We start from the raw sequence: 13,805 nt of genomic DNA, 5'->3' as shown, positions 1-13,805 counted from the left end.
AACCGGAACCATACCTGGGTCTGTGGCAGGAAGAAACGCTTGGCGGACCGCCCAATTGCAATGCGTATTGACGTTAGAAGAAATCCTGACTACTGGACCGAACCTTTTTCTTCGCCGCGGCTCTACCCTACTCATCATTAGGGAGGTGGCACATGGCCGCGGTCCAATTGAGCATCGCCACGTTCGACATCGCCATGGACGCGATCACCGCTTGGGAGACCCATTGGTCTCTGCGTGACGACCGCCTCACCTGCCGCCACTGTGGTTCTAGCCAAGGCCGGTGGCAAAGCCGCCAACCCTTCCAGCATCGCCGTAGCTGTGACAGCGCGCCCTTTGCAGAGCCCATGCCGTGGGTGGCTGTTCCTGGCTGGAAAGGCTAAACCAGACTAGGCGATTGGCAACTCCTGCAGCCATAACTGGTTTTTCCCACTGTGCTTGGCCTTGTACAAGGCCTGGTCCGAGGCCCGTATCCAGTCCTGCTCCGAGGTGTACTTAGGCGAATAGGGGACTAACCCAATGCTAAGTGTGGCCTGAGCCACCGGCGGTGCACCGTCTGTCCACTCGTTGAAACGCGCCCGAATCTCATTGAGCTGGTCATAGGCTTGGCTGACCGTGACATCGAACAGCAGCACGCAGAACTCATCGCCGCCATAACGCCCCGGTATCGCGCCAGGCCCGAACCCCTCGCGCAACAGGCATGCCAGGCGTGCGATGATCGCATCCCCTACCAAGTGGCCATGGGTATCATTGATAGACTTGAAATCGTCGATGTCCAACAGCGCCAGAATCGCCACGCGCTGGTGCGTGCGGCACTCCTGAAACGTCTTGCGTAAATGTTCCATCCAGGCTGTGTGGTTCAACAGGCTGGTCATGCCATCCAGCGTGCTGATGATCTTGAAGGCTTTCTTGTGCACGGCCAGTTGCACGGCCAGCCGGTAGCTGGCGCCCCCTACAGCCAGGGGGTACACCAGCAGCATGGGCAAACAGGCAAGCATTTGCACGCGCGAAGTGTCCGGCACGATCTCAAACCCAGTGAGGGTTAACGCGCCAAATGCGCCTGCTGCCTGCAGCGCCAGGGTCCGGCGCAGCAAGGCCCACCCGCCTGCGGCGATCGCATTCATGGCGACCATAGCCAGCAACAACACCGAAGGTAAAAAGTTGAGCGCCATCTGGCCTACCCACAGGCCGGCAAACAAAGCATCGATCAGTAAGTTACGGCGCTCCGAAATGAAGGACTCAGCACTGCGCCGCGAAATCCGGTACGCCAGGGTTGGCCACACCAGCCCGTTAAACAGCATCAGCGCCCAAATCAGGGGATGGGCGCCGCCTTGGGTGGCAGTCACGGTGCTCACAAACACCAGGCTGAGGGCGCAGCCCAAGGCACGTGGGCCATAAATTCGACGGGCAAAACCACGGCCCAATTCACGACGGCTGCTTCGCATTACCTGACCTTTCCCCTTCGCCAGATGATCAGCCGCGGCGTTTATACCCGCTGGCAGGCAAGCCCGGATGCTTGCGGGGTGCGATCATGTCACCTTGATATCGACGCCACAATATTCCTGGATCACACTTCGTCGGCCCCAAACCCGATTTGCCAGGCTCCAGGGAGCGGCAGGGCACCTTGCTCTATTGCTGTGCACGGCGGTAACAATATAGCGATGCCTGTGTCGAAACGGTGCGCTTAACGCGCCCTTATATCGCTCCAAAAGGCCTTTACAGGCTTGCAGGCTTTTGAACAACGAAGCTTTGTGGCATTAGCCAAGAAGTTGGCCCCAACCTTGCCTTATGGTTGTACATACAAGGATATACATTACACATCGTTGCGCCGTCAGCTGTCGCGCTACCTCCCTACTACACAGGATATGGACAATGGGACACCACCATAAATACTGGGCTGCAACGCTACTGGTAGGCACTCTGCTAAGCGCTACCGCGGTCCATGCCAAAGACTGGAGCGCCGTGAATATTGCTACCGAGGGCAGTTATGAACCCTGGAACCTCACCTTGCCAGGGGGACAAATCGGCGGCTTCGAACCCGAGCTTATGGACGTGCTGTGCCAGCGCATGAAGCTGCAATGCACGATCAAGGTACAGAATTGGGACGGCATGATCGCCAGCCTCAATGCGGGCAAGTTCGATGTGCTGATGGACGCCATCGTGATTACTGATGAACGCAAGCAGGTCATGGCCTTCTCGGTACCCTATGCACGTACGCCGGCCAGCTTTGCGGCCATGGACGCCAAACTGTTACCCGGGGCAACCGGCCAGGCTAATACCCTTACCTTGAACAATGACCCGGCGCAGATCAAACCCGCCGTGGAAGCGCTGCGTAAGGCTTTGGACGGCAAAACCATCGGCATCGCTTCAGGCACGGTGTACACCCCGTTTATCGATGAATACTTCAAAGACGTTGCCACCGTACGCGAGTACAGCACCTCGGCCGATGCGATCCTGGACCTGAGCGCTGGCCGCATTGACGCCGTGTTCGATGATGTGACGTTCCTCAACGCAACCATGGCAAAACCTGACAGCCAGGGCCTGGTGTACACCGGCCCGGAGATTGCCGGGCCTATCTGGGGTGAGGGTGAAGCACTGGGCTTCCGCCAGGCGGACGCAGACCTCAAGGCTCGCTTCGATGCGGCCCTCAAGGAGGCCATTGCCGACGGCACCGTCAAGCGTTTGAGCGAAAAGTGGTTCAAGGTTGATCTCACCCCTTGAGCGCCTGCAACACGTCAATTGAACGGTAGTACTGCACCCGCCTTTGCGGCGTCCCTTAAGGCTGACGCAAGGCGCTGCTGAACTTAAAGCTTGTTGCTTGTTGATTGCCGCTCAGCACGCGAAGCCAAAGAAGAAGGAAACCTATATGCCGCTTGTAGAACTGCTGGGGTTCACCGACCACGGCTGGGGCTTCACCCTGCTCCAGGCGGCAGGCATGACGCTTGTACTGACCGCCGCAGCGCTGCTGGTGGGCGCGGTGGTAGGCGGGCTCGTCGCCACAGCAAAACTGTCTTCCCTGCGTAGCCTGCGTTGGTTGGGCGAGCTGTATTCGCTGCTGTTTCGTGGCATTCCGGAGCTGCTGGTGATCTACCTGTTTTACTTCGGGGGCGCCAGCGTTGTATCGGCCGTAGCGCACTGGTTTGGCGCAAGTGGCTATATCGATGTGCCGCCCTTTGCCGTGGGTGCGCTGGCAGTGGGGCTGATTTCCGGCTCCTACCAGGCGGAGGTGTACCGTGGGGCGTACTTGGCTGTACCTAAAGGCGAACTGGAAGCCGCCGCCGCCATTGGCATGTCCCCCGCACTGCGCCTGCGTCGGGTACTGATTCCACAGATCCTGCGCATTGCCTTGCCTGGGCTGGGCAACGTCTGGCAGATGAGCCTGAAGGACTCGGCACTTATTTCGGTGATTGGGCTGGTGGAGTTGATGCGGGCCAGTCAGGTGGCGGCAGGGTCCACACGGCACTATTTCACGTTCTACATCGTAGGTGGGCTGGGCTATCTGGTGCTCACCTGGCTGAGCGGGCGGATATTTGCCGTTGCTGAAGCTCGCGTACGGCGCACCCGCCGTGCCAACCCACTGCATGGCTGAAGGCCCGCTCATGATTGATTTCGACTTCCTTGCTACGACGTTCCTCAAACTGTCAGCTGCCGTACCCACCACGCTAGGGCTGTTTTTTGCCTCGCTTGCGCTGGGCCTATGCCTGTCGCTGATCGTTGTAGCACTACGGGTTAGCCGTTACCCCTGGCTCAGTTATCCGGCGCGAGGTTATATCGCGCTGTTTCGCGGCACGCCTTTGCTTGTGCAGATGTTTCTTATCTATTACGGCCTCGGCCAGTTTCCCGCCGTAAGGGAAAGCGTTGCCTGGGTTGTGCTGCGCTCGCCCTATGCATGTGCAGTCTTGTCGCTGGCCTTGTGCACGGCCGGTTACACCGCCGAAATCATTCGCGGCGGTTTGCTCAGCGTGCCCCAAGGGCAAGTGGAAGCGGGCTTGGCGGTAGGCTTCTCTCGCTGGCAATTGCTGCGCCGGATCATTGGGCCGATCACCTTGCGCCAGGCACTGCCAGCCTACTCCACCGAAGCCGTTCTGCTGGTGAAATCTACCGCACTGGCGAGCCTGGTCACGGTATGGGATGTGACCGGGGTAGCCCAGCAGATCATTCAACGTAGTTATCGCACCTTGGAAGTGTTTGCCTGTGCGGCGCTCATTTACCTGGTGATCAATTTCCTGGTGGTACGTGCGGTGTCCTGGCTGGAGCGTCGCCTGGCGATACCGGCACGCCCCTTGAACACACCTGCCCCTACCTCACCTGCTCGCCCCCTTTCTACCGATGCCTGATGCCGCCGGAGGCTTCTATGACCCAGCCTGCCCTCGCTACCCTTGAAGTGGCCAATATTCAAAAGTCATTCGGCAACGCCCATGTACTTAAGGGCATTTCGCTGACCGCGCACAAAGGTGACGTCATTTCACTGCTGGGTGCCAGTGGCTCAGGCAAAAGTACCTTCCTGCGCTGTATCAACCTGCTGGAAACGCCGGACGATGGCAGCATCCGGGTAGCAGGTGAACAGATTGCCCTCAAGCGCCGGGGGCAGTGCCTTGTGGCCAGCCAACCACGCCAGGTGGAACGGCTACGTGCGCAACTGGGCATGGTGTTCCAGAGCTTCAACCTGTGGTCACACATGACTGTGCTGGAAAATGTCATGGAAGGCCCCCTGCGAGTGCTCAAGCGGCCACGTAATGAATGCCTGGACGACGCTGAACGCCTGCTGCACCGGGTGGGCCTGTACGACCGGCGGGGCTACTACCCTGTGCATTTGAGTGGCGGTCAGCAGCAACGCGTGGCCATTGCCCGCGCACTGGCCATGGACCCGCAGGTGATGCTGTTCGACGAGCCTACGTCCGCGCTGGACCCTGAACTGGTAGGCGAGGTGCTTCGGGTAATGCGGTCCCTCGCCGAAGAAGGACGCACCATGCTGGTGGTTACCCACGAAATGGGCTTTGCCCGGCATGTGGCCAACCGTGTGGTATTTATGCACCAGGGCGTAATAGATGCTCAAGGCACGCCCACTGAAGTCTTTGACGGACTGCCCAGTGAGCGCCTGCGTCAATTCATGGCCAGCCACCAGCAGCGGAGCGTGCAATGAACGGGACTCGGCCACTACCTTCGGCAGGCCCGGCCTGCTTGCCCCCTCAGGCGCCACTGGAGCCTGTGGTGGTCATCGATGCTCGACCCCTTGATTATCGCCAGGTGGTCATGGTCGCCCGTGGCCGTGCACGGCTGGAACTGTCCGCCGTCGCCTGGGCTCGGGTGGATAATGCCCGCGCTATTGTCGAGCGTATCGTAGAGCAAGGTGAACGGGCCTACGGCATCAGCACGGGGCTAGGGGCGCTGTGCAACCTCACACTGGACCGCACGGAGCTGGCACGCCTTTCACGCAATACCGTGCTCAGCCATGCCTGTGGCGTTGGCCCCGTTCTGGCTGAAGAGCAGACGCGCGCGATCCTGTGTGCCGCTGTCAACAACTATGCCCATGGGTATTCAGGTATCCAGCGGCCTGTGGTCGAGGGGCTGCTAGCCCTGCTCAACAAAGGCATTACGCCCTGCGTACCCGCCCAGGGTTCGGTAGGCTACCTCACCCATATGGCCCATATAGGCATTGCTTTGCTAGGCATTGGCGAGGTGTTCTGGCAAGGCAGCCAAGTACCTGCCGCACTGGCACTGAGCAAGGCAGGCCTCACGCCTCTTCAGTTGGCGGCAAAAGATGGCCTTAGCCTGGTCAACGGCACGCCTTGCATGACTGGCCTGGCCTGCCTTGCATTAGCGGATGCTTATGTACTTGCCGACTGGGCCGATGTGATAGGCGCTATGAGTTTCGAGGCGCTGCGAGGGCAAACCGACGCGTTTGACGAGGCGGTGCTGGCGCTCAAGCCCCACCCGGGCATTGCCCAGGTGGGCGCCAACTTACGCGCCTTGCTGGCAGGCAGTGAAGTACTGGCTACCAGCCAGGGGCTACGCACCCAGGACGCCTTGAGCATTCGGGCCATCCCTCAGGTACATGGGGCCTGCCGCGATCAGCTGGCTCACGCGCAGGCTCAGATCGACCGGGAACTGGCCGCCGCTACCGATAACCCCATGGTACTGGGTACACCCGAAGCGTACAGGGTGTTGTCCCATGCCCACCCCCACGGCGAATCCATTGCCATGGCAGCAGACCTGATGAGTGTGGCAATAGCGGAGTTGGCAGGTGTAGCGGAGCGTCGGCTGGATCGCCTTATCAACCCGCTGGTGAGTGGGCTGCCTGCGTTTCTGGTGACAAAGCCGGGGGTGAACTCCGGCATGATGATCGCGCAGTACGTGGCAGCCGCCCTTGTGGGCGAAAACCGGCAGTTGGCACAGCCGGCGGTGATCGATAACTTTGTTACTTCCGCATTGCAAGAAGATCACCTCAGCCTGGGTACCGGCGCCGCATTGAAACTGCTGAAAGTCGTGCACAACACCCGTCAGGTGCTGGCCATCGAGTACCTGCTGGCCGCTCAGGCCTTCGAGTTCCTCAAAGGCCAACGCTTCGGTGTAGGGACGGGTTACGCCTGGCAGTGGCTGCGCGAGGTAGTGCCACCTTATGACGAAGATCGCTGGCTGGCACCTGATATTGCCGCGGCCAGCAAGTTGTTGCAGAAGGCGCCGGCGTTTTCACGCCTCTGAAACGCCTTCCCTTATACCTTGTGCACCTTGGCCGATGAAATACCCTGAACCCGCTGCGCTTGTGCAACTCTTATACAAGACGCCGGGACAGGGACACATGCTTCATGACTACAGCAGCCGCCTCTGGCGACATGGATATTCACCAGCAGCTTCGCGACCTGATTGAAGCGGGCAAGGACAGGTTGCCCCTGCCGGGCGCGGGGCACACCCTCGCACGCTGGCAGGCACTGGCTGAAGTGGCTTCGTGGGACCTGTCCCTGGTGAAGCTCTTCGAAGGCCACACCGATGCCTTGGCCATTCTTGCTGAGCTTGCACCGGCTTATGAACCCGATAATGCCTTATGGGGCGTCTGGGCTGCCGAGCTGCCTGATGCCAAAGTGGTCGCCGAACCTTTGGGTAACGGCACACTGCGCTTGAACGGCATCAAAGGATGGTGCTCCGGGGCGGCGTGTGTAGACCGTGCACTGATCACAGTCGCCACCGCTCAGGGAGCACCTTTTCTCGCCGCAGTAACACTTCGCCAACCCACTGTCACCCTTCAGGGAGGCCATTGGGCAGCAGTCGGCATGGCCGCGACCCAGAGTTTCAATGTCTGCTTTGACGACACGCTAGCAGACGTCGTGTGCACCGGTGACGGCTACTGGGCACGCCCAGGGTTCTGGCAAGGGGGCGCTGGTATTGCGGCCTGCTGGTACGGTGCAGCGGCCAGGTTGGCTGAGTATCTGCGCACCTCGGCCAAAGATGACCCGCATACCCTAGCCCATCTGGGGGCCGTGGATAGCGGCCTGAAAGCCGCCGCCATCAGCTTGCGCGAGTGTGCACGCTGGATCGATGACCACCCCGGCGCCGACGCTTCCCTAGCCGTGCGCCGTGTAAGGGCACAGGTGGAAGCGGCCGTTGAACACGTCGTTCGCCATGTTGGCCGGGCACTCGGCGCTACACCCTACTGCCGTGACCGCCACTTCGCACGCCTGGCTGCCGACTTGCCTGTTTTTGTACGGCAAAGCCATGCAGAACGCGACCTCGCCGCGTTGGGTGCATTGGTCCGTGAGCAGGCTCAGCCAGGAGACTGGCGCTTATGAGTGAGCCAGAAAACCTCATCCAGGCTGCCGGAACCTCCTATGAAGCCTGGCTTGGCTCACAGCGGCTGGCAGCCGTGCCTGCTATCAGCCTGCACACGTTGGCACCGCCTGGGCAACGGGTGGTGATCGTTGCGCCGCACCCGGATGACGAAGTCATTGCCTGCGGTGGCCTGCTGGCGGCCCTGGCAGACCGGCCCCAAGACTTGGTACTGATTTCCATAACCGATGGTGAGGGCAGCCACCCTGACTCGCCCGAGTGGCCGCCAGAACGCCTTCGCCGAGTGCGAGAGGACGAGAGCGCACAGGCCTTGCGGGCCCTTGGGCTGGCGCCGGAGAGTTTGACCTGGCATCGCCTTCATGCCCCCGACAGCCGTGTAGGCGAGGATGAAACAGGCCTTATCGCTCGCCTGCGTGCGCTATTGCGCCCTGGCGACCGGGTATTCACCACATGGCGGCTGGATGGCCACTGCGACCATGAAGCGGCCGCCCGTGCTTGCCTTGGCGCTGCTGCCGACGCAGGCGCCGAGGTACTGGAGATTCCCGTATGGGCCTGGCACTGGGCAGCGCCTGAAGACGATCGCTTACCCTGGGACCGTGCTCATCGGCTCCTGCTTACCCCGCAATGGCTGGAGCGCAAGCGCGCAGCCCTGCAGGCCCATCAGAGCCAGCTGCACCCGGACCCTACCACCGGTGCCGCGCCCGTACTCAGTGAGGAAGCGCTGCGCCGCTGGCTGCAACCCTTTGAAGTGGTGTTCCTATGACAGACCCTGAAAGCTATTTCGATAGCTTGTACAGCAACAGCGGCGACCCTTGGGATTATCGGCAGCGGTGGTACGAGAAGCGAAAACGAGACCTTATCCTGGCCTGCCTGCCCCGCCAGCGATACACCCGCGGCTTCGAGCCGGCCTGCTCGAACGGAGAACTCAGTGCAGGCTTGGCGCAGCGGTGCGAAACACTGCTGTGTACCGACTTCAATGCCAAAGCGGTGGCCTTGGCAAAAAAGCGTCTCTCAGCATTCCCGGGTGTCGAGGTGCAGCAATGTGCCTTGCCCCATGAATGGCCACGCGGCGAGTTCGACCTGATCGTGTTCAGCGAAGTCGGTTATTACCTGTCCCCCGAAGCGTTGGCAGAGGTGGCTGCCCAGGCGAGCCATAGCTTATCCAAAGGAGGCACGCTATTGGCCTGCCATTGGCTACACCCCATCGAAGGGTGTGCGATGAACGGTCATGACGTGCATCGGGTATTAGCGCAGCGGCTGGAACTAGAACCGCTGGTTCACCATCTTGAGAAAGACTTCATTCTGGAACTTTGGGGCCACCAGCCGGCTGGCTTCGATTTAAGCGAGGTGGTTGCATGATCGGCGTTCTAGTTCCTGTTCACAACGAAGAGCAATTGCTGGGCGCCTGCCTGAGCACGGTACTCAAAGCCGCACGACACCCTGGGCTGGACGGCGAACAGGTGGAAATACTGGCCGTACTGGATGCGTGCAGTGATCGCTCCGAGGCCATTGCCACAGCATTGGGTGTGCATACGCTGAGCGTGAACAGCCGCAACGTGGGCCATGCCAGAGGCATTGGTGCTAGCTACCTGCTTGGCCGCGGCGCCCGTTGGCTGGCCTGTACGGACGCAGACAGCCTGGTAGGTGAGGATTGGCTATACAAGCAATTGGCATTCAAGGCCGAACTGGTGTGCGGCACCGTACACGTGGAAGACTGGAGCGGGCATTCAGAAGACGTTCAAGCCTTGTATACAGCTACCTACCAAGACCGTGACGGCCATCGGCATATCCACGGCGCCAACTTGGGTATCTGTGCCAATGCCTATCGTCGCGTCGGCGGCTTCCGCCCCTTGACTGCCCATGAAGATGTCCATTTGGTCGAGGACCTGGAACGCAGTGGGGCTCGCATCGTCTGGACCCACCTTAACCGTGTGGTCACCAGCTCGCGTTTCGACTGCCGGGCTCAGGGAGGGTTTAGCGATTACCTCAAGGGCCTGGCCGAAGGCATACAAGCCGGCACCCTTGTACAGCCAGGTTCGGCCTGAGCCTGCGCTTTTTGGCTGCCCTGCGGTGCAAAATGAAGGGTGGTCTATTTCAGGAGCGCAGCTGAAGGCCATCTAACGGTTCTGCCTACCTGTCAGATCGTTAGCTAGACAGCCTCCTTGCCAGATCACAGTCTTGAGCAACGAGCCGGGATACCGGCATCGTCGACTGTGACAGGAGGTGGCCATGCCTAGAATCGACCTTACCCCATACGACATCACTACACCGGAAGTGCACCCCGACCCGGACAGGGATACCGCCTGGACCGTACCGGGGCATGAATGGGAAAAAGTGCGCGCGTTTGTTCAGTGTGACGAAGATGAAATGCTGCTGCGCGCGCCTACCTCTGGTGCCACCACCGAGAGCGTGAAGCGCACGCGCTGTGAACTCAAGGGCAAGCCTTTTTCACTCCACAGTAAACGGCGATTTTGCGCTCGCATCACGGCCCAAGTCACCAAAGTGAACTGGAAAGGGTCATTCGTCCTGATCCAGGCTCACTGCCATGATGGGAACGACCCAACGTTCAAAGGTTTTATCGAGACCAAGGACAAGAAAACTGCCGTGTTCAAAGCTGGCCTGCGTACGGGAGACTCCACGGCCTCTCCGCCCAAGACCATGATTCACGACAGCCTGGTGCTCAGCGAACCCTTTACAGCCACCATCGTACTAGGCCCGGCAGGCGCCATTGCCGTGACCATGAGCCAGGGCGAATCAAGCAAAACCCTTACAGGCAAACTGAGCAATACCAGGGCCCACCGCCCACACGTCTTCCATATGGGTATCTACAACCAGGTGGACAAGGGGGCCACTGAAGAGCCCGAAGACGACGGTACTCACCTGAAGGTACTGGACCTGCAAGAGTGGATGGAAGAAGTCTGACGGAGCGTTGTGCTGGTGTCAGTCCACGACTACATGGGGCACGAAGCGGCTGGTGTCCTTGGTGATCAGAGTGTCGTCTTCGCGTATGCCGATGCCGGACGCGACGTCCCCGATCACCCAGGAGCCTACCAAGGCATAGCTGTCACCAAACTGCGGCAACGGCGCAAACTCCTGCAAGATGTAAGGCGCGTCGGTATAAGGGCCGCCTTCAACCACCAGCTTTCCATCTAGGGTATGCAGCGCCACGTTCGCACCCTCCCGGGAAAAATAGGGCTTGCGTACCCAGCCTTTGGGTACAGTTCCGCCAGGGTTGGTGTCGACATGGGTCGCTAGCAGGTTTGGGTGGCCTTTGTTAAACGACCACAGCAGCGGCAACATGCCTTTGTTGCTGAGAATAGCCTTCCAGGCTGGCTCCACGAACTGGGTATCGCAGGCAGGCACCGCCGCACCGAAAGCTTCCTGGAAAATATGCTCCCAGGCGTGCAGCTTGAACAGGCGTTGTATCCAGTGCCCGTCCAGGTCTACAAACCGCCCTTGTGCGGTGAGCCCTATGTCCTCTATGTCGATGTGCCGGGTGTGAATACCCGCCAGGCCCGCCATTTGGCGTAGAAAGTCTGTAGTACCCCGGTCCTCGACGGAGCCTGAAATAGCCGAAAAATAAAAGGGGTCGCCTGTGGGAAAAGCTGCGAAGGCACGCACCAGGTCTTCGGCGATTGTGTTGAACTGGGTAGCCTGGGGCGGTAGCACCCCACGTGCCACCTGCTCTTCCAGCCACAGCAACTGCACCGCTGCTGCTTCCAATACAGAGGTGGGCGTATCGGCATTTAGTTCATAGCATTTGGCAGGGCCAGTGCCGTTATAAGCGAAGTCGAAACGGCCATAGAGGTGCGGGTGCCCCTCCTTCCAGGACGTACGCACCAGGTCGAAGAACGCAGGGGGAATGGCCAGCCGGGTCAGTAGCTCTTCGCTTTCAACTACCCGCTCTACCAGGTCCATGCACATGGCGTGAAGCGCTTGGGTGGGGGCTTCCAGATCCGTCGACACCTGCGCCTCGGTGAACTGGTAATAACCGCGCTCATCCCAATAGCGTTCACCGTCAATGGTATGAAACGCAAAGCCTTGCTGCTCGACCGTGCGGCGCCAACCGGGGCGTTCTTCGATGCTGATTTTTTTCACACGTGCTCCCGTCAGCCGCCAGAACTGAAGCCGCCGGAGCTTTTTCCACTCCACCCGCCGCGGGCTGTGGCCTGCTGCCCGAAACCGCCCCGGGAAATAGCAGACCCTACGCCCGAGCGCGCACCTGACCCATTGCCGAGGCTACGGCCCAGCGTGGCAGCATTGTAGCTACCTGTGCCGCTGGTTCGGGCCTGGGTGGAACGGCCAAAGGTCTTTCCGTCCTCGATCTGGCGGGAAAGGGTTGAACTGCCATACCGGCCTCTTGAATCACGCGTGTCATACACCGGCTGGCTGTAATAGCGATTGCCTCCGCCGGACAGCATGTGGCCGATGAGCAGGCCCGTCAGCAGGCCGCTGGTATTGAACCCCGAAGACTGCGCCTGGGCTTGTGCCTGTTCGTAATCGGCCTTGGGCACTCGGCCCGAAACGGCCAGTTCGAACCCGCCCAGCTTGGGCATGAATTTGCCATCAGACGTTGCCTGGCAATACCCCTCCACAAAGTCGGCATCGCAGGACGCCTGGTCATCATAGGTAGGCGCTATGCGCCGATGATCGGCCAATGCCTGCATATAGGCGTCGGAACACACGTCCACCGGAACCTTGGCATCAGCGCATTCCTGCACAGTCTTGTAAGTGGTTTTAGCCGAATAGGCGACGCTGTCATCATGCTGGCCGCAGGCCGCCAAGGCTAGCGGTAGCGTGCCGGCCAACACCAGGTGCACTGAACTGCGAGGTCTCATCGATTGCTCCTTGGGTTCAAGCCGACGGCGTCATGCAGGCGGAATTGAGAAAGCCCACGCTTACAGCAACCGATGCTGCATAGATGGCAGCGGCCAGCTCACCTTGCGCGATGCGCTCAGACAGCCCCTTGAGTACACGGCTGGTCACGAAGAAGGCCAGCAGTTGCACCACCGCGGCAATCACTACCCACACCACGAAATCCAGGACGCTTACGCTGTAGGAAATAATGCTGCTGGCCGGTAAGGCAAAGCCCACCAGCGAGCCACCCAGCGCAATGGCGGCGGCAGGGTTGTTGGCCCGGATAAGGTCGAACTCCCGGTGCGGTGTCACACGGGTGTAGATGAACTGGAACAGGGCGAACAACACCACCGCGACGACGATGTAGACAATAAAGCCCAATACAGCCGTTGCATTGAGCGACAGGGCAAGCGCGTCGAACATGAGGCATTCCTTTTAGAGAACGGTAAGGTCGGTAAGCTGCAGGGACACGCCCACCGAAGCGGTCAGCGAGACATTGCCGTCTTCATCCTCCTCTACCGAGAAGAACAGAAATTCGCGGCGGTTGGTCAGGCCCAGGTCCCGTGCATACAGCAGGCTGTTGTGGCTGATGGTGTAAGAGGCTTCCGGATTGGTTACCTGCTCCACCAGCGGTACCCATTCGGTCTGCCCGTCTTCACTGCCCCACTGGCGGATGTATTGCGCACCCTCAAGGTCGAAGAATGGCAGGCCGACCTTGGCATCAGGGCCTACCAGGCGCAATAACTCTGCCTTGCTCGCCACAGGCGTGACCTGGTAATAGCCGAAAAGAATGATGTCTTCGATGTCATCGGCGCCTGGGCCGCTCATTACGAACTGGATGAAGTGGTCTTCGTTGTCCAGGTAGTAACGCACCAGCCGCTTGGACTGCCCCAGGTCCAGTGTACCTACAGCCCATACCTTGTCATCTGCAGGCACTACGACGTCGGACTCTCCCGCCAGCAGCCCCTTGAGGTTAGGGCTTATGCAAACCATGCGACCGGGCGCCAGCCCCATGGGCGGCTGAAGCGCGCTGGATACCGCCGTGCTGTGTGTTCCGGGTTTAGGCGCTTCCAGACCCAGTGCCCGTTTTAACCAGCTCATTGCCTGCCTCCTGCTCGTTTCAAGAGATGAACCATAACGCCTTTGGCCGTTTTAGCCAGCCTAAACTG

16 protein-coding genes are annotated in these 13,805 nt (G+C 60.0%); 11 read left to right on the top strand and 5 right to left on the bottom strand.

Annotated features, from left to right (window positions below; genetic code table 11):
* Positions 1-152 precede the first annotated feature (152 nt).
* On the top strand, positions 153-380 hold the full coding sequence (locus ACSAMW_RS21885) for a hypothetical protein (protein WP_500592057.1): 228 nt from the start codon (positions 153-155) through the stop codon (positions 378-380).
* A 6-nt stretch (positions 381-386) separates the two neighbouring features.
* Here ACSAMW_RS21885 and ACSAMW_RS21880 read toward each other — a convergent pair whose 3' ends face one another.
* The gene (locus tag ACSAMW_RS21880) at positions 387-1,442 is read right to left on the bottom strand and encodes a diguanylate cyclase (protein ID WP_500592056.1); all 1,056 of its coding nucleotides are present in this window, start codon (positions 1,440-1,442) and stop codon (positions 387-389) included.
* Positions 1,443-1,869: 427 nt separating this feature from the next.
* Between ACSAMW_RS21880 and ACSAMW_RS21875 the strand changes: the two genes are divergently transcribed.
* From ACSAMW_RS21875 to ACSAMW_RS21830, 10 genes are all read left to right on the top strand, one after another.
* Entirely contained in the window at positions 1,870-2,718 is an 849-nt protein-coding gene (locus ACSAMW_RS21875; RefSeq protein ID WP_500592055.1) for a transporter substrate-binding domain-containing protein, read from the top strand.
* A gap of 145 nt (positions 2,719-2,863) precedes the next feature.
* On the top strand, positions 2,864-3,586 hold the full coding sequence (locus ACSAMW_RS21870) for an ABC transporter permease (protein ID WP_500592054.1): 723 nt from the start codon (positions 2,864-2,866) through the stop codon (positions 3,584-3,586).
* A gap of 10 nt (positions 3,587-3,596) precedes the next feature.
* Complete coding sequence (locus ACSAMW_RS21865; RefSeq protein WP_500592053.1) at positions 3,597-4,334, top strand: ABC transporter permease; 738 nt, start codon at positions 3,597-3,599, stop codon at positions 4,332-4,334.
* 17 nt (positions 4,335-4,351) lie between these two features.
* Positions 4,352-5,140, top strand: coding sequence for an ABC transporter ATP-binding protein (locus ACSAMW_RS21860; protein ID WP_500592052.1), 789 nt, complete (start codon positions 4,352-4,354; stop codon positions 5,138-5,140).
* Entirely contained in the window at positions 5,137-6,699 is a 1,563-nt protein-coding gene (gene hutH, locus ACSAMW_RS21855) for a histidine ammonia-lyase (RefSeq protein WP_500592051.1), read from the top strand. Before ACSAMW_RS21860 ends, hutH begins: the two co-directional genes overlap by 4 nt.
* 104 nt (positions 6,700-6,803) lie before the next feature.
* Positions 6,804-7,781: an acyl-CoA dehydrogenase family protein gene (locus tag ACSAMW_RS21850; RefSeq protein WP_500592050.1), complete on the top strand. Its 978-nt coding sequence runs from the start codon at positions 6,804-6,806 to the stop codon at positions 7,779-7,781.
* Entirely contained in the window at positions 7,778-8,542 is a 765-nt protein-coding gene (locus ACSAMW_RS21845) for a PIG-L deacetylase family protein (RefSeq protein ID WP_500592049.1), read from the top strand. Before ACSAMW_RS21850 ends, ACSAMW_RS21845 begins: the two co-directional genes overlap by 4 nt.
* A complete protein-coding gene (locus tag ACSAMW_RS21840) occupies positions 8,539-9,138 on the top strand; it encodes a methyltransferase domain-containing protein (RefSeq protein WP_500592048.1) in 600 nt (199 codons plus the stop codon). Before ACSAMW_RS21845 ends, ACSAMW_RS21840 begins: the two co-directional genes overlap by 4 nt.
* Positions 9,135-9,824, top strand: a complete 690-nt coding sequence (locus ACSAMW_RS21835) for a glycosyltransferase family 2 protein (RefSeq protein ID WP_500592047.1) — start codon at positions 9,135-9,137, stop codon at positions 9,822-9,824. The genes ACSAMW_RS21840 and ACSAMW_RS21835 overlap by 4 nt, the downstream gene beginning before the upstream one ends.
* Before the next feature lie 184 nt (positions 9,825-10,008).
* Positions 10,009-10,701, top strand: a complete 693-nt coding sequence (locus ACSAMW_RS21830) for a polysaccharide lyase family 7 protein (RefSeq protein ID WP_500592046.1) — start codon at positions 10,009-10,011, stop codon at positions 10,699-10,701.
* An 18-nt stretch (positions 10,702-10,719) separates the two neighbouring features.
* Here ACSAMW_RS21830 and ACSAMW_RS21825 read toward each other — a convergent pair whose 3' ends face one another.
* Genes ACSAMW_RS21825 through ACSAMW_RS21810 form a run of 4 tightly spaced genes read right to left on the bottom strand, consistent with a single transcriptional unit; the run spans position 10,720 to position 13,737 of the window.
* Complete coding sequence (locus ACSAMW_RS21825; protein ID WP_500592045.1) at positions 10,720-11,877, bottom strand: glutathionylspermidine synthase family protein; 1,158 nt, start codon at positions 11,875-11,877, stop codon at positions 10,720-10,722.
* 11 nt (positions 11,878-11,888) lie between these two features.
* Positions 11,889-12,617, bottom strand: a complete 729-nt coding sequence (locus ACSAMW_RS21820; RefSeq protein ID WP_500592044.1) for a DUF1190 domain-containing protein — start codon at positions 12,615-12,617, stop codon at positions 11,889-11,891.
* Between the two features lie 16 nt (positions 12,618-12,633).
* Entirely contained in the window at positions 12,634-13,059 is a 426-nt protein-coding gene (locus ACSAMW_RS21815; protein ID WP_500592043.1) for a DUF350 domain-containing protein, read from the bottom strand.
* Positions 13,060-13,071: 12 nt separating this feature from the next.
* Complete coding sequence (locus ACSAMW_RS21810; protein ID WP_500592042.1) at positions 13,072-13,737, bottom strand: DUF2491 family protein; 666 nt, start codon at positions 13,735-13,737, stop codon at positions 13,072-13,074.
* Positions 13,738-13,805 lie beyond the last annotated feature (68 nt).

The organism is Pseudomonas sp. AB39(2026), assembly GCF_059831485.1.
This window is presented reverse-complemented; position numbering and strand designations above follow the sequence as displayed.

Coding starts and splice junctions, on each gene's coding strand:
- ACSAMW_RS21810 (WP_500592042.1), bottom strand. CDS start 13,737: ATGAGCTGGTTAAAACGGGCACTGGGTCTGGAAGCGCCTAAACCCGGA.
- ACSAMW_RS21830 (WP_500592046.1), top strand. CDS start 10,009: ATGCCTAGAATCGACCTTACCCCATACGACATCACTACACCGGAAGTG.
- ACSAMW_RS21885 (WP_500592057.1), top strand. CDS start 153: ATGGCCGCGGTCCAATTGAGCATCGCCACGTTCGACATCGCCATGGAC.
- ACSAMW_RS21870 (WP_500592054.1), top strand. CDS start 2,864: ATGCCGCTTGTAGAACTGCTGGGGTTCACCGACCACGGCTGGGGCTTC.
- ACSAMW_RS21820 (WP_500592044.1), bottom strand. CDS start 12,617: ATGAGACCTCGCAGTTCAGTGCACCTGGTGTTGGCCGGCACGCTACCG.
- ACSAMW_RS21880 (WP_500592056.1), bottom strand. CDS start 1,442: ATGCGAAGCAGCCGTCGTGAATTGGGCCGTGGTTTTGCCCGTCGAATT.
- ACSAMW_RS21815 (WP_500592043.1), bottom strand. CDS start 13,059: ATGTTCGACGCGCTTGCCCTGTCGCTCAATGCAACGGCTGTATTGGGC.
- ACSAMW_RS21865 (WP_500592053.1), top strand. CDS start 3,597: ATGATTGATTTCGACTTCCTTGCTACGACGTTCCTCAAACTGTCAGCT.
- ACSAMW_RS21840 (WP_500592048.1), top strand. CDS start 8,539: ATGACAGACCCTGAAAGCTATTTCGATAGCTTGTACAGCAACAGCGGC.
- ACSAMW_RS21875 (WP_500592055.1), top strand. CDS start 1,870: ATGGGACACCACCATAAATACTGGGCTGCAACGCTACTGGTAGGCACT.
- ACSAMW_RS21860 (WP_500592052.1), top strand. CDS start 4,352: ATGACCCAGCCTGCCCTCGCTACCCTTGAAGTGGCCAATATTCAAAAG.
- ACSAMW_RS21845 (WP_500592049.1), top strand. CDS start 7,778: ATGAGTGAGCCAGAAAACCTCATCCAGGCTGCCGGAACCTCCTATGAA.
- ACSAMW_RS21835 (WP_500592047.1), top strand. CDS start 9,135: ATGATCGGCGTTCTAGTTCCTGTTCACAACGAAGAGCAATTGCTGGGC.
- hutH (WP_500592051.1), top strand. CDS start 5,137: ATGAACGGGACTCGGCCACTACCTTCGGCAGGCCCGGCCTGCTTGCCC.
- ACSAMW_RS21850 (WP_500592050.1), top strand. CDS start 6,804: ATGACTACAGCAGCCGCCTCTGGCGACATGGATATTCACCAGCAGCTT.